This is a genomic window from Pseudomonas sp. B21-041, from assembly GCF_024748675.1.
GTDB lineage: Bacteria > Pseudomonadota > Gammaproteobacteria > Pseudomonadales > Pseudomonadaceae > Aquipseudomonas > Aquipseudomonas neuropathica.
In genome coordinates, this window is the sequence record NZ_CP087175.1 from 2,617,276 (window position 1) to 2,636,421 (window position 19,146).

18 protein-coding genes and 1 pseudogene are annotated in these 19,146 nt (G+C 54.0%); 13 read left to right on the forward strand and 6 right to left on the reverse strand.

From position 1 onward, the window contains the following. The first annotated feature begins 5 nt into the window (after positions 1-5). Positions 6-368, forward strand: a complete 363-nt coding sequence (gene cdiI / locus LOY43_RS11660) for a ribonuclease toxin immunity protein CdiI (protein WP_258709672.1) — start codon at positions 6-8, stop codon at positions 366-368. Positions 369-544: 176 nt separating this feature from the next. Next, positions 545-973 carry a contact-dependent growth inhibition system immunity protein gene (locus tag LOY43_RS11665; protein WP_258709673.1) on the forward strand — a complete coding sequence of 143 codons (429 nt, stop codon included), beginning with the start codon at positions 545-547 and terminating at the stop codon, positions 971-973. Between the two features lie 106 nt (positions 974-1,079). Here the strand turns inward: LOY43_RS11665 and LOY43_RS11670 are convergent. Beyond that, positions 1,080-1,265, reverse strand: a pseudogene (locus LOY43_RS11670) (IS4 family transposase); the annotation flags it as partial. A gap of 166 nt (positions 1,266-1,431) precedes the next feature. On the opposite strand from LOY43_RS11670, the gene LOY43_RS11675 reads away from it, so the two are divergent. The 6 genes from LOY43_RS11675 to LOY43_RS11700 all read left to right on the forward strand — a co-directional run bounded on the left by LOY43_RS11675 (position 1,432) and on the right by LOY43_RS11700 (position 4,505). Next, entirely contained in the window at positions 1,432-1,887 is a 456-nt protein-coding gene (locus LOY43_RS11675; protein ID WP_258709674.1) for an immunity 42 family protein, read from the forward strand. 157 nt (positions 1,888-2,044) lie between these two features. Next, the gene (locus LOY43_RS11680) at positions 2,045-2,728 is read left to right on the forward strand and encodes a transposase (RefSeq protein WP_258709675.1); all 684 of its coding nucleotides are present in this window, start codon (positions 2,045-2,047) and stop codon (positions 2,726-2,728) included. A gap of 171 nt (positions 2,729-2,899) precedes the next feature. Continuing rightward, complete coding sequence (locus LOY43_RS11685) at positions 2,900-3,397, forward strand: contact-dependent growth inhibition system immunity protein (protein ID WP_258709676.1); 498 nt, start codon at positions 2,900-2,902, stop codon at positions 3,395-3,397. A 134-nt stretch (positions 3,398-3,531) separates the two neighbouring features. Then, complete coding sequence (locus LOY43_RS11690) at positions 3,532-3,705, forward strand: hypothetical protein (RefSeq protein ID WP_176471298.1); 174 nt, start codon at positions 3,532-3,534, stop codon at positions 3,703-3,705. A gap of 30 nt (positions 3,706-3,735) precedes the next feature. Continuing rightward, complete coding sequence (locus LOY43_RS11695) at positions 3,736-3,972, forward strand: hypothetical protein (protein ID WP_095125770.1); 237 nt, start codon at positions 3,736-3,738, stop codon at positions 3,970-3,972. 101 nt (positions 3,973-4,073) lie between these two features. Then, positions 4,074-4,505: a hypothetical protein gene (locus LOY43_RS11700; RefSeq protein ID WP_099758765.1), complete on the forward strand. Its 432-nt coding sequence runs from the start codon at positions 4,074-4,076 to the stop codon at positions 4,503-4,505. A gap of 754 nt (positions 4,506-5,259) precedes the next feature. On the opposite strand, the gene LOY43_RS11705 is transcribed toward LOY43_RS11700, so the two are convergent. Then, positions 5,260-6,303, reverse strand: coding sequence for an LLM class flavin-dependent oxidoreductase (locus LOY43_RS11705; protein WP_258709677.1), 1,044 nt, complete (start codon positions 6,301-6,303; stop codon positions 5,260-5,262). Positions 6,304-6,455: 152 nt separating this feature from the next. After that, positions 6,456-6,941 (reverse strand): flavin reductase family protein, encoded by a 486-nt coding sequence (locus LOY43_RS11710; RefSeq protein WP_016987069.1) that lies wholly within the window; start codon positions 6,939-6,941, stop codon positions 6,456-6,458. A 324-nt stretch (positions 6,942-7,265) separates the two neighbouring features. Here LOY43_RS11710 and LOY43_RS11715 point away from each other — a divergent pair, with 324 nt between their 5' ends. Together LOY43_RS11715 and LOY43_RS11720 are read left to right on the forward strand one after the other, a co-directional pair. Continuing rightward, complete coding sequence (locus tag LOY43_RS11715) at positions 7,266-8,672, forward strand: cytosine permease (RefSeq protein ID WP_258709678.1); 1,407 nt, start codon at positions 7,266-7,268, stop codon at positions 8,670-8,672. 249 nt (positions 8,673-8,921) lie between these two features. Beyond that, the gene (locus LOY43_RS11720; RefSeq protein ID WP_095050069.1) at positions 8,922-10,022 is read left to right on the forward strand and encodes a polyamine ABC transporter substrate-binding protein; all 1,101 of its coding nucleotides are present in this window, start codon (positions 8,922-8,924) and stop codon (positions 10,020-10,022) included. A 115-nt stretch (positions 10,023-10,137) separates the two neighbouring features. Here the strand turns inward: LOY43_RS11720 and LOY43_RS11725 are convergent, their stop codons facing one another. After that, a complete protein-coding gene (locus LOY43_RS11725) occupies positions 10,138-11,112 on the reverse strand; it encodes a TerC family protein (protein WP_258709679.1) in 975 nt (324 codons plus the stop codon). 164 nt (positions 11,113-11,276) lie between these two features. Between LOY43_RS11725 and LOY43_RS11730 the strand changes: the two genes are divergently transcribed. Then, positions 11,277-12,221: a Dyp-type peroxidase gene (locus tag LOY43_RS11730; protein WP_258709680.1), complete on the forward strand. Its 945-nt coding sequence runs from the start codon at positions 11,277-11,279 to the stop codon at positions 12,219-12,221. Here the strand turns inward: LOY43_RS11730 and LOY43_RS11735 are convergent, their stop codons facing one another. Continuing rightward, positions 12,222-13,010 carry a helix-turn-helix domain-containing protein gene (locus tag LOY43_RS11735; protein WP_095111479.1) on the reverse strand — a complete coding sequence of 263 codons (789 nt, stop codon included), beginning with the start codon at positions 13,008-13,010 and terminating at the stop codon, positions 12,222-12,224. 84 nt (positions 13,011-13,094) lie between these two features. Here LOY43_RS11735 and LOY43_RS11740 point away from each other — a divergent pair, with 84 nt between their 5' ends. Continuing rightward, entirely contained in the window at positions 13,095-14,093 is a 999-nt protein-coding gene (locus LOY43_RS11740; protein WP_258709681.1) for a bile acid:sodium symporter family protein, read from the forward strand. Positions 14,094-14,491: 398 nt separating this feature from the next. After that, positions 14,492-18,466, forward strand: a complete 3,975-nt coding sequence (locus LOY43_RS11745) for a hypothetical protein (RefSeq protein WP_095125685.1) — start codon at positions 14,492-14,494, stop codon at positions 18,464-18,466. Here LOY43_RS11745 and LOY43_RS11750 read toward each other — a convergent pair. Next, a complete protein-coding gene (locus LOY43_RS11750; RefSeq protein WP_095125684.1) occupies positions 18,456-19,061 on the reverse strand; it encodes a response regulator transcription factor in 606 nt (201 codons plus the stop codon). The two genes, LOY43_RS11745 and LOY43_RS11750, sit on opposite strands and share 11 nt — an antisense overlap. Positions 19,062-19,146 lie beyond the last annotated feature (85 nt).

A 19,146-nucleotide genomic window follows, 5' to 3' on the forward strand; every position in this document is an offset into this window, starting at 1 on the left:
TGCTTATGAAAGAATTGTTCGGTCAGCCATATGGCGAGTCAGATCCCTACTGGGCCGTTAAAGGGTATTTTGACAGAATGTATAATGATGGCTACTTCATTGAGGCGGTTGGCTATATCGTTAAGAGGTGGGGGTTCAGTACGGATGGGGCATACTGTAACTTCCCTGATGAAAATAGTCTGTTTGATGAGGAACACTTTGAGGGAGTTGAATTTGCTTATGGCTATCCGCCTATCGATGAATGCACAGTTGTCGTGAGTGAAGCTACTTGCTCAGAATACATTCGATTAGCTTGTGAGAAATATCTTAAACGCCACCCTGAAGATACCGCGAAAATAAAAGAACTTTTGGATAAACTCTCTTTCTAGTTTTGCGAATAAATGGGGACAGACCACGTTTAGACAGAACTCCGAAAACGTGGTCTGTCCCCGTTTTTCCATGCGGAAACGCTTAAGAATGTAAGTAACCCAGAGGCGCAAGCGGCCCGACAGGCAGCTTTGGATACTTTAAAACGTATTTCTGACTCTCTAAATGGTGCGGGTATATGAAAAAGACATTTCGTCAAATAGATGAGAGTAATGGGTTTAAGTGGGAAGTTGAGCCTGATTCTGATGAGTCTGCGCTGGAGTCATGGCACAGGTCGATTCTGGACACTCCGATAAACGAGCTTGAGATCGGCGACCTTTGCAGATCGGTCAGGCAAGATATGTATACGTCGGAATTATTGCCTGTCGTGGTTCGCGAGTTGGATAAGGAAGTGCTGGTAGGATTTCTGGATGACGCCGAGTTGCTAAAAGGAACCTCAAAATTATCGGAGGCAGTCTGGGCGAAGAATTTACTGCTGACGCAAAAAATGTTGAATATTCTGCGGCGAGATAAAGAGCTTATTGCTGCGGAGCCTCGCGCTGTCGAATATGTCGAATATGCTCAGGCGCTAGAGAGGAAACTGCTGGCAGCGCTTAATGGTAAATGACACAAGGTGCAAAAAATGGAGGTGCGAGTGGGTTCAGTGGCGGGATGAATGGGGACAGACCACATTTAGAAAGCGCTCTGAAAACGTGGTCTGTCCCGAATGGCACTTACTTAACATGTTTTGGGTGCCCGTTTTTTCTGACATCTGCCCTTGCTGACCGACGTGGTTTGGTCAGCAAGGGGTAGGCTTGAGGTCTTCGTTTTATGGCTCGCGGCTCGATACGACCAGGCCGATTTGCGACGCGCCTCTGAGCAATCAGCATCAATAAATTCGACAGGCCATCCTCGTCTTCGGAACTGCCAAAGAAAAATGGGGACAGACCACGTTTAAAAAGTACTCCGAAAACTTGATCTGTCCCATTTTTATTCCCTGGAATGGTAGTGCTGGTGACGCCGGCAACCCATGTTGGCTAGTTATATACCGGCGGCAGTGCAAAAGGCGCTAGGAGTAAGATTGAAATGATTTACGGCGATCCGTTTATATTCTCAATTCAGTTTGATGTAGTGAGAGATTGGACTGATTCAAGTTGTTTCTGGGTAAACGGCTTGTTTTCGTTGTTTGTTGGTGGGGAAAGGCTCCTTGATGTCGTGGATGTCGCCGAGCTTAAAACTGCCGTGAACTTCTACGCAAAAATGGAATTTGAAAATATAGAGGAGGCCGATTCAGCGATTTCTGTAAAAGAATTATTTGCTTCCGCGCATCGTTATTTTTTCAAAGGGGAGTCCGCCATTTTAGAAGGCGTGCAAGATATGACGTGCACCTTCTTGGGGGACGCCGGTCTGTTTATTTATTTTCAAAAAACAGAGCATGCGGACAGGCTGGTCTGGAGTAAGGACTTTGGAAACATTGTCCATGAGGCGTTGCTGCCTCGGGGGGCAGTGGGTGGCGTAATTGAAGGTATTGAAGAGTTGTAGAGTTGGCAGCGGCATGGCTGGTCAGAATGTCCTGACAAGATAAATGGGGTCAGACCACGTTTAATGTAGTTGGCTGCAACAATACGTAAAAATTTGCCGTCATTTGTGCCTTGCGGCCCGCTAAGCTTTCAGTTCGACCAATTGAAAGGATTCATCGATGCCGCGTAGACCACGAGTTTTGATACCAGGCGTTCCGTTGCACTTGATTCAGCGAGGAAACAATAGGTCTGTGTGTTTTTTTACCGACGAAGACTATCTTTTTTATCTGGAGCTTTTAGACGAACAGGCTTCTAAAAATGAATGTGATATTCATGCGTGGTGCCTAATGACCAATCATGTTCACTTGTTAGTCAGTCCTCATTATGCCAACAGCGCAAGCCTGCTGATGAAAGGTGTCGGCCAGAGATACGTCCAATACATAAATCGTGCGTATAGTCGCAGCGGAAGTTTGTGGGAAGGCCGGTATCGTTCATGCCTTGTTGAAAGTGAACGATATTTGTTGTGCTGTTATCGATACATCGAAATGAATCCCGTCAGAGCGAAAATGGTAAATCATCCGGCAGAATATCGCTGGTCAAGTTACCGTGTTAACGCACAATCAGAGCGATCACACACTGTTACTCCTCATGCTCAGTATTTGGCGCTTGGAGGGCAGGGCGGGCAGCCGGCAGATGCTTACCGCGAACTGTTCAAAAATGACTTAGAATCAGAATTGGTTGACCAGATTCGTGACGCGACCAATGGAAATAATGTTTTTGGCGGTTCAAAGTTTGCTGTTGATGTCGAGGCAATGATCGGTCGTCGCGTGCAGCGAGGGAGCCCGGGGCGGCCAAAAAATTGACCATCTAGTGAAAACGTGGTCTGTCCCCTTTTCTTGTCCTTTTCTTTGTCCCCTTTTCTTTCTGTCGCTGTTCCTGCAGGTAAGAATTCGGTGCAATGGCTTCAAAAAAATCACGCGATAAAGTATGGTTGATTTCATGGCGTAAAAGTAAGTATAGGTTCGGTGAGGCAAATGAGTCAGTTGAATAATAAAGCTTGGGCTTACGTTAAGTTTAATAAGGATTTTATTTTCATTGAGACCTACTCCGGCTATTTTAATTGTCTGCCGGATCCTGAGGGGAAGAGGTCTTTGCTGTTGCACACCTGTGAAGATAGCGAGCTGGGAGAATGTGTTTTGGCGGCCTTGGCCGTTAGCCGAATGATTGACCCGAAGGAAAATCCAGAGTTTTTTGATTTTAGAGGTCGCGTGGTCACTCAATATAATGAGTGGATAGCTAATCTAATGAAGGAATTTGGCTACAAAACCAAACGTGCACTGTTTAAGGATATGAAAATCTGCTCACTGGACGCCGTTAATGGACTTGTAACAATTCGTCCCAGTCATCATGAGAAACTGGAGGCCTGGAGTGGCAAGGGGATAACTGACAAAGACTATGTCGTTATTTCCGCTACTAGTGCCTGTAACGAGGTTGGCGCGGCACTTCGTTTGGCATTTAGTCGTTGTTCATAAACTTGGATTCAGTTCGACAGGCTCTGTTCACGATTGAGTTGAAAATCTTAAAGGGTGTAAATGGGGACAGACCACGTTTAGATAGTATTCCGAAAATGTGGTCTGTCCCCAGTTCACCTAAAAGTGAGTTCTCTATGAAGGTGAACTTCGTAATAGAGCCTTTTTTATTGCTGGAAGTGAGATCGGAGGCGGAAGTCTTGGGGTTATCTTCAAAACAGTATGTTGCAAAATTTTATTCAGAGTTTGGTGCTGTGGCTTTTGAGGATATTGCTGGTCTGGTGATGCATGTTCGTCAAGAATTTCAATAGATTGAGTGGGTGAATGAATAAGAGGTGTACGTGGCTATTTATATAGAGATGGATAAGGTTGTAGAGACTGAAGCATATGTGGAATATACGTTTGGCCGGGGCGGTGACGTGGGTCTGATACAGCTAGATAAAATAAAGGAAACTATAAGCGTCATTAAAGAGTGCCCGTTGGATGGAAGCGGAAAATGGTCGGAAAGAGCGGGTATGAAGCTCGCTCAGCTTTTCGTAAAAGGCGAGTATCCTGAGAAAACCCAGTGGGCTTCTTGAGAAAGGATAGAGAGAAAATGGGAAAAATGGGTAAAGATTCTCGGGGATTCCCCGCGCTAATTGAGTTAAATCCCGGGTTTATTGCGTGTAGATCATAAGTGATGAAGAATTTTTTCTATTATCAATCGCTTCCTGACTCGATGCCTGTAGAAGATGTGGCAAACGAGTTTCATGAACTGCTGATCGAGAAACCTTTTTCTGGAAAATCAAAGTTTGATTTTTTACAGGCTCTGTTAGAACTCAGCGATCGTCAGTGGCACACCTATGAACAGTTGTGCGAGTCACTAAAGACTCAAATAGAAAAAACCTTGATCAATGAGTGGGATGGGTTTGATTTTGATTTTGCTCAGGGGGCGATCGTCGTTGCGGCACACCTTGGATTGGCGGGACTGTTTGACTTTATATCAAGCCAGAATGTCAGTGAGCTTTCGTCAGAAGTGGCTATCGAGATCAAAGAGGCAATTGCTGAGCTGGGTAGTAATATCGCTGATCCGTATAGTGGTATGAAATTGATAGGTGGAGACTACGTTTAGCGAGCATTTGGAAATGTCAGCTAGCCCCGTTTTCCACCGTTTCGAAGTCAACGTAGCCTCATCGAAGTCTGAACCATTTGGAATGGAATGGGGACAGACCACATTTAGACAGCACTCCGAAATGTGGTCCATTCCCGTTTTTCCTTTCGGATTATTGACCGTGGTAACCCATAATGAATGAATCCTATCCAACAGCATGCGAGCAGTGTAGAGGCGAATTAGTTGTCTTCAATGAGGGTAGCACTCAGGGAACACGCTGCGATCTGTGTGGCTGGTCGGTAGTTACCACCAATATGCCCGGCATCCAACTGGATGAGTGCAGGTATGAGGTTCGCTGTCGCGGCGACTATTGGAATCAAGCACAGATAAGGGCGGTTTCCGAGGTGACAGGTCACAATTTTTTAATGTCGAGAGATATGCTCCAGCAAGGCTCTACTCTGGTGTTTAGCGGTCAGGCGAAGTCGGTTCTACGGGTTAGAAATATTCTTGTATCAGCTGGGGTCGCTTGTGAGATTACGCCTGATTTTTGCTGGATATAAATTGACTCTGGCGATGAAGGCCAATTTTTCGCAGGCGGCCATGAGTCAACAACAGGAGTTGATGATTGACCAGGTATAGAGGCGGATTTCACAAGATAGATTTTTTGAGTTTTGATTCTGCGGTGGGAATATCCCAAAAGAATATTTGCATGCTGAACTGAAAAGCCCCGAACTGCTCGGGGCTTTTTTATTTGGGACAAGCAATCAGCAGTGACTCAGCGAAATACCGGCACCACATGCTTGATAAACAGCTCCAACGATTTCTTCTTCTCCTCATGCGGCAAGCTGTTGTCACACCAGAAACTGAACTCATCCACCCCCAATTCCTGGTAGTACTTGATCCGCGGAATGATCTCTTCCGGCGTACCAATCATCGCGGTCTTGTGCAGGCTCTCCAACTCAAACTCCGGACGCCCGGCAAACTTCTCTTCCGGGCTCGGCGCGAGGAAACCGTTGACCGGAGTTTGCTTGTTGCCAAACCACGCATCGAACGTGCGATAGAAACGTGAGATCGCTTTCGCCCCGACTTTCCAGCCATCCGGATTATCAGCGGTGTGCACGTGAGTGTGACGCAGCACCATCAGTTGCGGGCGTGGCACGTCGGGGTTGTTGTCCAGCGCAGTCTGGAATTTGTTCTTCAGGTCGAGGACTTCTTCGTCGCCCTTCATCAGCGGCGTGACCATCACGTTGCAGCCGTTGGCCACAGCGAAGTTGTGCGAATCCGGGTCGCGGGCGGCGATCCACATTGGCGGGTTGGGCTTTTGAATTGGTTTCGGCACGCTGGTCGAGGTCGGGAATTTCCAGATATCGCCGTCGTGAGCGTAGTCGCCTTGCCACAGGGCGCGGACCACCGGGACCATTTCGCGCAATGCCTGGCCACCGCTGGAGGCGGGCATGCCGCCGGCCATGCGATCGAATTCAACCTGATAGGCGCCACGGGCCAGGCCGACTTCCATGCGACCGTTGCTGATCACGTCGAGCAACGCGCATTCGCCAGCAACGCGCAACGGGTGCCAGAACGGCGCGATGATGGTGCCGGCGCCGAGATGAATGGTGGTGGTTTTGGCCGCGAGGTAGGCGAGCAGCGGCATCGGGCTTGGCGAGATGGTGTATTCCATCGCGTGGTGTTCGCCGATCCACACGGTGCTGAAACCGCCGGCCTCGGCCATCAGGGTCAGTTCGGTGAGGTCTTCGAACAGTTGGCGGTGGCTGACGCTTTCGTCCCAGCGTTCCATGTGGATGAACAGGGAAAATTTCATGACGCTTCCTCGGGTCTTTTATTGTTGAGGCTACAAAACTTGTAGGAGTGAGCCTGCTCGCGATGGCGGTGTGTCAGAAAAGACATCGACATCGGATAAATCGCTATCGCGAGCAGGCTCACTCCTAGAGTTGAATTGTGCGGGGCTGACGATCAGGCCAGGACGGGCAGGGCGCCCATCTTGCCGTGGCAATACACCAGCGGCCCGGCGATTTGCTCGGGGACGATCAGGTTCTTCACCGCGCCGACCATGATGGCGTGGTCGCCGCCTTCGTATTCGCGCCACAGTTCACACTCGATGATAGCTGTAGCGTTGGCGAGGATCGGGTTACCCAGTTCGCTCAAGGTCCATTCGATGCCTTGCGCCTTGTCCTTGCCTTTGCGGGCGAAGGCGTAGGCTTCGCTTTGCTGGCCGCCGGACAGAACGTGGATGGCAAAGCGTTTGTTTTTGATCAGCACCGGGTAGGAATCAGAACTGTAGTTGGGGCAGAACAGCACCAGCGCCGGATCCATCGACAGCGAGCTGAATGCACTGGCCGTCAGGCCGACGATCTGACCGTCATCGTCCAGCGTGGTGATAACGGTTACGCCGGACGGGAACGAGCCCATGACTTGTTTGTAGATGGCGGCATCGATCATTGGTCGGTCCTCGGGTGATGTGTTGCTGTTTTTATGTGTTTGTTGGTCTGATGGTATACCAGTATTCGATCTTTGCAAGGGCTTTTAAGCTGAACCGATAAACGTGCCGCGTTCGTCGGAAACTCAGCATTTACGGGGCTTTCGGCTGGTCTGCAGGCCACGGTTTCAGCGAGGATGGCGTATCAGCTGGCGTCGTAAACTACGGATCAGTCTTGTGAGTTGTTTGGAATACCATAATATGGTCTGCATCTGAGGGGCGGCCAGAGAGTCCCCCCGGTTTGGCTTCATACAACGATAAGAACAGACAAACTCGAGTTCATGCATATGTCCCAGATGTCCCGGCAAGATCCGTTGATCGAGAACCATACGGTCGACTACGTCCCACTCGCGGAACGCCACGGGAAGGCCCGCGACCTGTTCACCCTTTGGTTCAGCACCAACATTGCGCCACTGCCCATCGTCACCGGCGCCATGGTGGTTCAGGTGTTCCATCTCGATTTGCTTTGGGGGCTGCTGGCGATTGCGCTGGGGCACCTGATCGGCGGCGTGGTGATCGCGCTGGCGTCGGCGCAAGGCCCGCGCATGGGCATTCCGCAGATGGTCCAGAGTCGCGGCCAGTTCGGCCGTTATGGCGCGCTGTTGATCGTGTTTTTTGCGGCGATCATCTACATCGGTTTCTTCATTTCCAACATCGTGCTGGCCGGTAAATCCATCGTCGGCATCGCGCCATCGGTGCCGGCGCCTCTGAGCATTCTGATCGGTGCACTGGCGGCCACGGCGATTGGCGTGATCGGCTACAACTTCATCCATACGCTGAACCGCATCGGCACCTGGGTGATGGGCAGCGCGTTGCTCGCTGGGTTCATCTATATCTTTGCCCATGACTTGCCGGCGAATTTTCTCACCCGCGGCAGTTTCAACCTGTCCGGCTGGCTGGCGACGGTGTCGCTGGGGATCATCTGGCAGATCAGTTTCTCGCCGTACGTGTCCGATTACTCGCGCTACCTGCCTGCGGATATCGGCATTGCCAAGCCGTTCTGGGCGACTTATCTGGGCGCGACGCTGGGGACGATTCTGTCGTTCAGCTTTGGCGCCGTTGCGGTGCTGGCGACCCCGGAAGGCACCGAAGCGATGGTCGCGGTCAAGCAATCGACCGGTTGGCTCGGGCCGATTCTGATGGTGTTGTTTCTGCTGAATATCATCAGCCATAACGCGCTGAATCTGTATGGCGCGGTGCTGTCGATCATTACCTCGATTCAGACGTTTGCCAGCCAATGGACGCCCAGCATCAAGGTGCGCGTGGTGTTGTCGAGCGTGGTGCTGGCCGGTTGCTGCGTGGTTGCGTTGGGCGCGTCGGCGGACTTCATTTCCGAGTTCATCGGTTTGATTCTGGCGCTGCTGCTGGTGCTGGTACCGTGGGCGTCGATCAACCTGATCGACTTCTACCTGATCAAGCGCGGCTGCTACGACATCACCTCGATCTTCAGCGCTGATGGCGGGGTTTACGGGCGATTTAATCTGCACGCGATCATTGCCTACTTCATTGGCATCCTCGTGCAACTGCCATTCGCCAACACGTCGCTGTATGTCGGACCGTACGCCAATCTGGTTGAGGGTGCGGACTTGTCCTGGCTGGTGGGCCTGGTTGTCACCGTGCCGTTGTATTACTGCTTGGCAACACGCAGCCAGACTCAGCAGAGCAGGGCGGCGAGATTGGGTTACACCGACTGAGCTGATCCGCTTCACCACAATGCCCGGCCAAGTGCCGGGCATTGTTGTTTCCGCATCCCGGCGGTCAATCAAATTGGCCACATCGATCCCCTTTTGGCCCATCCCCCACTGTGCTCCAGCTACGCTGTCAGCAAGAATCAAAACCACAACAAGACGCTCGACCCTTTTTACCCTTGGCTACCTTTACAGCCGCTGCCGTGTACAGAACATAAAAACCATCGAACTCACGCTGCCTTTTGGGGAACAACCATGGTCACGATGAAACGCATTCTGGGTGCCACTGTGTGTGGGCTGACGCTGCTGGCCGGCGCTGTCCAGGCTGAGCAACGCGAACTGCGCGTGTACAACTGGGCGGATTACATCCTGCCGTCCGTGCCCAAGGATTTCGCTGCAAAAAGCGGCATCAAAGTGACCTGGGACACCTTCGACACCAATGAATCCCTGGAAGCCAAGCTGCTCACCGGCAACTCCGGTTACGATCTGGTGGTGCCGTCAAACCAGTTCCTTGAAACGCAGATCAAGGCTGGCGTGTTCCAGAAACTCGACAAGTCGAAACTGCCGAACTGGAGCCACCAGGATCCGGAGTTGTTGAAACTGCTGGGCAAGAACGATCCGGGCAACCAGTACGGCGTGCCTTACATGGTCGGCACTGTGCTGATCGGCTTCAACCCGGCCAAAGTCAAAGCGGCACTGGGCGACAACGCGCCGGTGGACAGCTGGGATCTGGTGTTCAAACCGGAGAACATGGAAAAGCTCAAATCCTGCGGCGTGGCGATGCTTGATTCGCCGACGGAAATCCTGCCGCTGGCCCTGCATTACCTGGGCCTCGACCCGAACAGCCAGAACCCCGCCGACTATGAAAAAGCCAAGGAGCTGATGCTCAAGGTTCGCCCGTACGTGACCTACTTCAACTCGGCCAAGTACATGACCGACATCGCCAACGGCGACATCTGCGTGGCCATCGGTTACTCCGGCAGCTTCTATCAGTTCGGCAACCGCGCCAAAGAGGCGGGCAACGGTGTGGTGGTCGACTGGCGCTTGCCGAAGGAAGGTGCGCCGATCTGGTTCGACACCTTCGCCATTCCGAAGAGCGCGAAGAACGTCGCCGAAGCGCATGAGTTCCTCAACAACCTGCTCGACCCGAAAGTGATCGCACCGATCAGCGACTTCCTCGGCTACCCGAATGCGAACAAGGATTCGATGCCGCTGATCAACAAGGAAATCACTGACAACCCGAACCTGACACCGACCCCGGAAGCGCTGAAAAACCTCTACGTCGTGCAGCCGTTGCCGCAGAAACTTGAGCGCGTGCGCACCCGCGTGTGGACCAGCATCAAGTCCGATAAGTAACACCGATCCCCTGTAGGAGTGAGCCTGCTCGCGATAGCGGTCTGTCGGACAACGCGGTGTTGACTGGCAGACCGCTATCGCGAGCAGGCTCACTCCTACAGGGTCTTGTGGTGTGTCATTCAGTGCGGCGTTCGGCATCTCTGGTCATGACCAAGCTGAGCAGGACTGAGCCAAGAATCACCCCACCCACCACCGCCAGCGACCATTCCACCGGCATGTGCAGCCACGGCATCAAGACCATCTTGCCGCCGATAAACACCAGCACAATCGCCAGCCCATACTTGAGCAGATGAAAGCGGTCCGCCATATCTGCCAGCAGAAAATACAGCGCGCGCAGGCCCATGATCGCGAAGATATTTGAAGTGAAGACAATGAACGGGTCAGTGGTCACGGCGAATATCGCCGGGATGCTGTCGACCGCAAACATCAAGTCACTGGCCTCGATCAGCACCAGCACCAGAAACATCGGCGTGGCCCAGCGCACGCCGTTCTGCAACACGAAAAAGCGTTCGCCATGAAAGCTGCTGGTGATGCGCATATGCCCGCGCACCCAGCGCAGCAGCGGATTCTTGTCCAGATCCGGCTGGTGGTCGGCAAACACCAGCATCTTGATCCCGGTAAAGATCAGGAACACCCCGAACGCATATAGCAGCCATTCAAACTGCGACACCAGCCACACCCCGGCAAAAATCATCACCGCGCGCATTACGATCGCCCCGAGCACGCCGTACAGCAGCACTCGGCGCTGCAACTCGGGTGGCACGGCGAAGTAGCTGAAGATCATCACAAAGACGAACATGTTGTCGATCGACAACGATTGCTCGATCAGATAACCGGTGAGGAATTCGAGGGTTTTTTCCCGGGCAATCTCGGCGCCGAACGCGCCGTGCAGATACCACCAGAGCAGGGCGGCGAAACTCAGTGCCAGCAGGCACCAGGCGATGACCCAGGACAAGGCTTCGCGCACTGAGACCCGATGCGCCTTGCGCCCACCGAAGACAAACAGGTCCAATGCCAGCATGGCAAGTACGAAGACGATGAAGGCGCCCCACATCCATGGTTCGCCGATATTGATGTTGGTGGCTGGCATGTCACGCTCCCTGTCTATTCTTGGATTGGGGTCAGACGAGGCCATGCTAGCGACCAGTTTGCGGCAAAGAAAAATCGTTTATTTCTGCGCAACAGTTCGTTAAAAACGAACTATCCGCCCTCGTTAACAGCTCGGGCACTTTTTACGGAGCAATGTTTTCAGCGATGAATACCGACATTCTCGAACCTCAAGCAGTGTGCAGTCCGATCACCAGCAGCGCGATTTTCATCGTTGCGACGCTCAACGACGGGGCTGAAGCCGCGCAAACCGTCAAAGACTGGTGCGGCGATGTTGCCGGGCTGGTGCGTTCGGTTGGAAAGCGCGTACCGACAGGCAATCTGACGTGCATCTGCGGTTTTTCCTCGAGCGTTTGGGATCGCCTGTTTGGCAATCCGCGCCCGGCGTCGCTGCACGGTTTTCGCGAATTTGGCGGGGAAGGGCGGCACGCTCCCGCCACCCCGGGCGATCTGCTGCTGCACATTCGCGCCGATCAAATGGACCTGTGTTTTGAACTGGCCACGCAAATCATGGCGGTTCTCGGCGATGCGGTGACCGTGGTCGACGAAGTGCAGGGTTTTCGTTATTTCGACATGCGCAGCATCATCGGTTTTGTCGACGGCACGGAAAACCCGGTCGGGCGCAAAGCGGTCAACTTCACCATTGTCGGTGACGAAGACCCCGACTTCAGCGGCGGCAGCTACGTGCTGGTGCAGAAATACCTGCACAACATGGCCGCGTGGAACGGCCTGAGCGTTGAAGCACAGGAGCGCGTTATCGGTCGCACCAAGCTCTCCGACATCGAACTGGATGACGCGGTCAAACCGAGCAACTCGCACAGCGCGCTGACCACCATCACCAACGCAGCCGGCGAGGAAGTGAAAATTCTCCGTGACAACATGCCGTTCGGCCGGCCGGGGGCAGGGGAGTTCGGCACCTTCTTCATCGGTTACGCGCGCTCGCCGGAACCGATGGAGCAGATGCTGGAAAACATGTTCGTCGGCAAGCCGCCGGGTAATTACGACAAGTTGCTGGATTTCAGCACGGCGGTCACCGGTAGCCTGTATTTCGTGCCGTCGGCGGATTTACTGGAAGAGCTGGCGGATCGCTGATCAACGAAAGAACTCCCCCGGCGTTTCACCGAACTGCTGACGAAACGCCGCGATAAACGCCGATGTCGAGTCGTAACCGCAGGCCAGCGCGACGTCGGTGACGCGTTCACCTTTCTCCAGCGGTGTCAGCGCGCCGAGCAGGCGCAAGCGCTGGCGCCAGGCGCGGAAGGTCAGGCCGGTGTCGCGCAGAAACAGGCGGGTGAGGGTCTTCTCGGTGACGCCGAACTTCTCGCTCCAGTGGCTCAGCGTGGTCTGTTGTTCCGGGTGTTGTTCCAGGCTCTGGTAGATCTGCTTCAAGCGCGCGTCTTGCGGCAGCGGCAGCATCAGGTCGATCTGCGGCGCTTCGGCCAGTTGATCGAGGATCACTTGCGCCAGACGTCCATGCGGGCCGCTCTGGTCGTACTCCACCGGAACCTGACTGAACGCGCGGATCAGTTCCCTGAGCAGATCGCTGACGCCGAGTACATGACAGCGCTCGAGCGCCCATCCGGCAACGCTGCAATCTATGTACAGGCTGCGCATTTCCGTGTGCGGCGAGCTGAACACCCGATGCGGTACGCCCGCCGGGATCCACACCGCGCGTTCGGGCGGGGCGACAAAGCGGCCGGCGCTGGTCTGGATTTCCAGCACACCCTGAATCGCATAGGACAACTGCACCCACGGGTGACTGTGGCGCCGGGTCAGGGCGCGATTGGGCAGCGATTCGGTGCGCCCATACAGTGGACGCGGCAGGCTGGGCAGCCCGGGAATGCTGCGCCGAACGCTTTTGTCATGTCCTTTAGGCGGCATCTTGTGGCCCTTCGGCGTTAGTCGGTAATTCGCAGCCACGTTAGAGTCGTCGGCACGCCCTGGCAACCCCCGGATGAACCGACCATGACTCGCCCACGCTTTTTGCCCGACAACTTCACCCTGACGCTGATCGGCGTCGTACTGCTGGCCAGTTTCCTGCCGGCCAGCGGCCGCGTCGCCGTCGGCTTCGGCTGGCTGACCAACATCGCCATCGCGCTGCTGTTTTTCCTGCACGGCGCCAAACTGTCCCGCGAATCGATCATCGCCGGTGCCGGTCACTGGCGCCTGCACTTGCTGGTATTTGGCCTGACCTTTGTGCTGTTCCCGATTCTCGGGCTGGCGCTGAAACCGCTGTTGTCTCCACTGATCGGCGACAAGCTGTACATGGGCATGCTTTACCTGTGCGCACTGCCGGCAACGGTGCAATCGGCGATCGCCTTCACTTCGCTGGCGCGCGGTAATATTCCGGCGGCGATCTGCAGCGCGGCAGCTTCTAGCCTGTTCGGGATTTTCCTCACGCCATTGCTGGTGACGCTGCTGCTCGACGTCCACGGTGATGGCGGATCGACGCTGGATGCGATTCTGAAAATCAGCGTGCAGTTGTTGCTGCCATTCATTGCCGGGCAGATCGCCCGTCGCTGGATCGGCGCGTGGGTGGGGCGCAACAAGAACTGGCTGAAGTTCGTTGATCAGGGTTCGATTCTGTTGGTGGTCTACGGCGCATTCAGTGAAGCGGTCAACGAAGGCATCTGGCATCAGATCCCGCTAGTCGAACTGCTCGGGCTGGTGGTGGTTTGCTGCATCCTGCTGGCGCTGGTCTTGCTGGCGTCGACGCTGCTCGGCAAGGCGTTCGGTTTTAGCCAGGAAGATCGCATCACCATTTTGTTCTGCGGCTCGAAAAAGAGCCTGGCCACCGGTGTGCCGATGGCGCAGGTGTTGTTTGCCGGTAGCACGATTGGTGTGTTGATTCTGCCGTTGATGCTGTTCCATCAGATTCAATTGATGGTCTGCGCGGTGCTCGCTCAGCGTTATGCGAAACGGCCGGAATCGGTGCCGGAGCTGATGGCGCAAGTCGATCCATGATGCTGACCGCCTGGTTCCTCCAACCTCCGACGCCCGGCGACCCATCAGTTCAACCCGTTCGTCCTATTGCGGGAAGTTGCTGCATCTGACTTTGATCAAGGTGTTAGGGCAAGCACAGTGTTGTGTGCAGGGCGAGCAGCTATGGCCCAGATCTGAATTGATCTCATGAGTTCAGGAGTATTTTGTTGGAGCAGCGTTCAAGATGACTTAATGAATGGGGCTGTTGCGCCTATCGGATTGGCACGTTGGTTGTTGCACAGATATGATGAATCAAAGCTTGAATCGCTTCGACGCTTGAATCGGCTGACCGGCCAGTTACCCCTATGACTCCAGGCGGTTTTTTCCCTTCCTGATCCCGACAGGAAGAAGTCATCGTCGCCTGTCTGGATCGATCTTCTATGACATCTCAAGGACATCAAGGCGCAACCGGAACTGTTGCGGAAGATGAACATGCCTCCAGAGCGACTCCCCTCGCCGGATTCGAGTACCAGATAGATGTCTCAGTCTGGCTTGCTCTCGATTTGATTCTGGTATCCCGACAGACCAGAGAGGTGGTGCTCGAGCCGGCAAGTCAGGAAGATCTTGAAGCAGAACTTTCAGGTCAAGAGCCGGGACGGCTCGTGAGTCTGGTGCCGATGGCCGACTATACATTGGTTGTCCAGGCTAAGAGGCGTGAAGGTAATGCCTGGACACCGAAGACGCTCAAAAGCCTGCTTGAATACGGCAGTACAATCAGGCCCAGTGCATCCACTCGGCTGGCCGATCCCCGCTGCCGTTACTTGCTGGTTACCAGTGCGGGCCTGAACGGTGATGCGCAAAAGCTCGGTCGGCGCAGACCGGGAATGTGGCCCGGCCCGGACACATTACCGCAGTTGATCGCTAAGGGCCTCAATCACGACATCACCGGGCGATTTGCTGTCATTGCCAATCAGGACGACGAGCGTCTTCGCGTTGATATTGATCGACTTCTTCGAGAAAGCTGTCGCGTACCCAATGCTCGACTTGAGGCGTGCCTCATCCAGTTGCGAGAAGCCGCTCGTGCCCGAATAGTGCGAGCAGGGGGGGGGCGTTTGGAGCGTCAGGAACTCGAAGACATCATTCGCCGGCATGACGGCTATCTCGCGAGCTCGCCAGAGCTCGAGCATTATGTTTACCCGACTAACTGGTCAGATCTGCGAGCGCAGATGGCACAGAAATCGGCGGCGATTCTGGTCGGCCAATCCGGTACAGGGAAAACCCTTGCGACTCAAATGCTCTATGACGAATTGCGCAAAGTACATCCCGGGCTGACGCGAGTATTGATCAGGCAGGGCCCTTCACAACTGCGCGACGATACGACTCCAGCGCCCGTACTCTACGACATCGAGGATCCGTGGGGGCGGTTCGACTTTGATCAAAATAGTCGCGCGTGGAACGATCAACTCGGCCGTTTTTTCGCCAGTGCCAGAACCGACAGAATGATAATTGCAACGTCGAGACGGGACGTTGCATTAGCATCAGGCTCTTTGGATACGATAAAAAACTGGGAGATCAAACTGGAGGCTGAGCACTACGGTTCGGATCAACGGCACAGGCTCTACACGACTCGAGTAGACAGTTTGCCGCAAGCACAGCAAAAGCTCACTCGTCTGTCTGAAACCCAAGTGCTGGGCGAACTTGCTACGCCGCTAGAAATTCAGAAATTCTTCGATGCCATACGAGCGTTGGATCCTGAGGATTTTCACAGCGATTTTTTTATCGTGAATGAGGCCATTCGTCGTGCACACCAAAACTCGATAGAGCAAACGGTCATTGAGCAGATTGAGGCACGCGGAGATATAGACGCTGCCGCGATACTTTGGGCCCTCCTTGGAACCGGCGACCAAGTGACTCGCTCGATCCTTCTTGTGGTCGAGGATGGTCTATGTGACATGGATGAAAAAAATTCCGCGAATGTCTCTTCGCTGGTTGATTGCTTTGTCGCCGCTCGTAACTTCCGCCAAAACGAAGCAGGTGACCTTACCTATTACCATCCGAGAGTCGAAGCCGGAATCACCCGAGCGCTTGAGAAAAATCGTCGGCAAGTACGGCAGGCGTTGCGTCGACTGATTGATTTTCTGGTTTTGTGCAAGCGTCCAACAATCGAATGGGGCGTTGCAACAGCGGCTCTCATACTTGAACGGGTCGGCACTTCCTTTGCAATTGAACCTGGTGAAGCCGTGCAAGCCAGGATTGATGCATGGCTGGAAGCAAGGCTTATGGAAGGCGGGAAGGAGTTCGAACAGTATCTAAAATGCGCTGCCAATGTGGGGTCCAGCGCGAGCAACGCTGCAGAGGTTGCTCGCTTTTTATTGACTCGAGCCCCAACCGCGTATGCCGGAAGGGATGAGTGGGAAGCGTTGATGCGACCGGCTGAGTGGTATCGCGCGCGCGCGGTTTCAATGTCTACAAAGCCTCTGTTGGAAACGTTCATACGAACACTGTTGCCGATTGATTTTGCTAGTTATCCGGCAAACTTCGCCCAAGAACTTTCAAAATTTGTACACGGTCTGGAGTCTGCTTTTATGGATGCTGCACGCGCAGTAGTTCAGGCCGGCGACTTGTTTTCGCATGACGCTATTGCTTATGGCGCGCTTCAGGACTTCGACGGGTTCGAAGAAATAGTTGATTTGGCAGTGAGCTTTCTGACGCCAACGGAGGACGACCTTCGCAAACGTGCGATAGATTACCTTGATGTGGTCAACTGCGTTTATGACGAGGAGCATGAGTTCTTTCTTCACGACAATGACCAAGGGCAGGCGGCCCGTCAGTTTCTCGAAGCATATGTCAATGTCGCTCGTGCCAAACGAAACTGGGAATGTTTGGCGCGTCACCGGCATATAAAATGGCTTAGGCATCATTGGCTGTGGAGTTTCTCTAGAGATGTTCGCTTGCATTCACTGGACGATGACGAACTTGCTGCAGCCTTCGCTGTTGGATACGGGACAGAGGAGGAGGAATACCTCTGGTTGGCGTTATTGTCAGACTGGAAAGAGCAATACAGTGTTGCCCTTCACACGCGGCTGCGTGAAGGGGCGTCGACGTTTGCCGTCGACTCTTCAGCATTGGCTTGCGTTTTAAGGAATGATCAACAGGGCTGGCGGGAGCTTTTGGCTTATCTGAGACAAGAGCGGAATGTTGAGCGATTTGTAAATATCGGGCGAGGGCTCGCGCATCTTCATTGCGATGAAACCCAAAAAGGCCAGAACGCGCTGGCTGAGGCGGCTCGGATGCAATTACCTGCGCCGTTCAACGAAATCTGCGCTGCGGAAATCGAGCTGAAGAAAGAAAAACGGGTCGTTCTTTCGCAAACAGCGCTGCAAACGTTGCAAGGTATTGAGAATGCAGACGCTTTGATACGCTCCCTCCGGTTGCAACTGGATGCACACTGTCCGCTATTCATCGAGCCGGATGTGTGCTGGGCATTAGAGACAAGCTATGACTTCGACACGGTTGTGAACGCGGTATCGGCAGCTATCCGGCATGGGATGGCATCATATGTGAACGCTGCTTTGAAAAACCAGTTCGCGCATGCCGTAGCGATGGCGCTCGGTGCCATTGCCTCATCGCTGGAGGGGCCTTTGCCGGCGTACCTGCTGGATCTTGCAAACCATCGAGGGAGCCCGGTTCGATTGACTTTGGCAGAAGCGCTCTGTGCAAATGTTCATCCTTCCTATCAGCAAACGCTGATCAAGCTTGCCAAGGATCAATGGTGTCAGAGTGACCTGTACCCCAATTCGGAGTATCCAATAGCGCGGGTTGCAATTGCTGGACTCATCGAACTTGGCGGGGTCGAGTATCGTGACGGTCTCGAGCTGTGGAGCAAGGCCATACTTTCCTCAGACGATGAAGTGCTCGCCGGTATTTTCCGCGTGCTGGCGAACTCTGGTGCAAATCTACAACGAATGCTTTTTGATTGGGCAATGACACCGGATACAGGCCGTTCGCAATCTGCTGCTATTGTTGCTCTCCTGGATTCACGCGAATCTATCGATCAGCGACTGATCGAAGAGTTTAGCGCCGACCAGATCGCTACGTGCCATGCACTGGGGGCGGGTCTTCTAGCAGTGCTTCTGGGGGAGCGAGGTTCTGTTGTATCAGTACAGCGGCTAGCAAAGGATTTGGCAATTAACCGCGTGCGTAGTTCTCTTTTATTTCTCGTAGCGGGCGTGCTGAATAAACGCGATCCTGTTGTTGCGAGGGAAATAGTGCAGTGGGTTACCTCCGATCCGGAAGTATTGGATTGGGCCCTGTCATGCACGACTACTACCATTGATGAAGCCCGGATTGCGGAGTTCGGGGAACCAGAGATCATTTCTCAGATCCGGCGGTATAAAACTCGGCTCAGTAATTAAATCCGCCCGAATACTTCACCGCGGCTGCCCGCGAGGGCACGTTCAATGTGCGCAACAACGACGACACATGAATCCGCACCGTGAACGGCGAAATATCCAGTTCACGGGCGATTTCCTTGTTGGTCTTGCCTTGGGCGATCAAGCGCAGCACGTCTTGCTGACGAGGCGTAAGGGCGGCGCCGGTTTCCAGCGGCAGCAAGCCGGACGGCGCAAACTTCACCAGCACCTCACCTTCACGAATCGCCAGAATCGCCTGACCGATTTCATCGGGGGCAATGTTTTTGCCGATAAAACCGTCAATGCCAGCGGTCATGACTTCGCTGATCAGCGACTCATCATCGACCATCGACACCACAATCAGCGTGGTACGCGGCAAGCGTCGACGCAGTTCGGCGAGCTGGCTCACACACGTGAGCCCGGGGAAGCGCAAGTCGAGAATCAATGTGTCCGGCTCGCCCAAAGGCAGCAGCGCCAATACGGCGTCGAGATCGCCCGCTTCTTCGATAACGGCTTCGGGCAGCAACCGCTGCACCGTGCGCAGCATCGCCTCGCGAAACAGCGGGTGATCGTCGGCTATGATAATTCGGCAGGTCATGGCTTGACCCTCCCTGGGTCAGGCGTTACTCAAGGCTTGCACCTTAGCACCGGGCGCGAAGGTTGCCTGTAGGCTGATTCGGAAA

Bases quoted from the DNA above. Each gene is read 5' to 3' on its own strand.
- LOY43_RS11720 (WP_095050069.1), top strand. From the start codon at position 8,922: ATGGTCACGATGAAACGCATTCTGGGTGCCACTGTGTGTGGGCTGACG.
- LOY43_RS11685 (WP_258709676.1), top strand. From the start codon at position 2,900: ATGAGTCAGTTGAATAATAAAGCTTGGGCTTACGTTAAGTTTAATAAG.
- LOY43_RS11675 (WP_258709674.1), top strand. From the start codon at position 1,432: ATGATTTACGGCGATCCGTTTATATTCTCAATTCAGTTTGATGTAGTG.
- LOY43_RS11750 (WP_095125684.1), bottom strand. From the start codon at position 19,061: ATGACCTGCCGAATTATCATAGCCGACGATCACCCGCTGTTTCGCGAG.
- LOY43_RS11740 (WP_258709681.1), top strand. From the start codon at position 13,095: ATGACTCGCCCACGCTTTTTGCCCGACAACTTCACCCTGACGCTGATC.
- LOY43_RS11705 (WP_258709677.1), bottom strand. From the start codon at position 6,303: ATGAAATTTTCCCTGTTCATCCACATGGAACGCTGGGACGAAAGCGTC.
- LOY43_RS11665 (WP_258709673.1), top strand. From the start codon at position 545: ATGAAAAAGACATTTCGTCAAATAGATGAGAGTAATGGGTTTAAGTGG.
- LOY43_RS11730 (WP_258709680.1), top strand. From the start codon at position 11,277: ATGAATACCGACATTCTCGAACCTCAAGCAGTGTGCAGTCCGATCACC.
- LOY43_RS11715 (WP_258709678.1), top strand. From the start codon at position 7,266: ATGTCCCAGATGTCCCGGCAAGATCCGTTGATCGAGAACCATACGGTC.
- LOY43_RS11700 (WP_099758765.1), top strand. From the start codon at position 4,074: ATGAAGAATTTTTTCTATTATCAATCGCTTCCTGACTCGATGCCTGTA.
- LOY43_RS11680 (WP_258709675.1), top strand. From the start codon at position 2,045: ATGCCGCGTAGACCACGAGTTTTGATACCAGGCGTTCCGTTGCACTTG.
- LOY43_RS11725 (WP_258709679.1), bottom strand. From the start codon at position 11,112: ATGCCAGCCACCAACATCAATATCGGCGAACCATGGATGTGGGGCGCC.
- LOY43_RS11745 (WP_095125685.1), top strand. From the start codon at position 14,492: ATGACATCTCAAGGACATCAAGGCGCAACCGGAACTGTTGCGGAAGAT.
- LOY43_RS11735 (WP_095111479.1), bottom strand. From the start codon at position 13,010: ATGCCGCCTAAAGGACATGACAAAAGCGTTCGGCGCAGCATTCCCGGG.
- cdiI (WP_258709672.1), top strand. From the start codon at position 6: ATGAAAGAATTGTTCGGTCAGCCATATGGCGAGTCAGATCCCTACTGG.
- LOY43_RS11710 (WP_016987069.1), bottom strand. From the start codon at position 6,941: ATGATCGATGCCGCCATCTACAAACAAGTCATGGGCTCGTTCCCGTCC.
- LOY43_RS11690 (WP_176471298.1), top strand. From the start codon at position 3,532: ATGAAGGTGAACTTCGTAATAGAGCCTTTTTTATTGCTGGAAGTGAGA.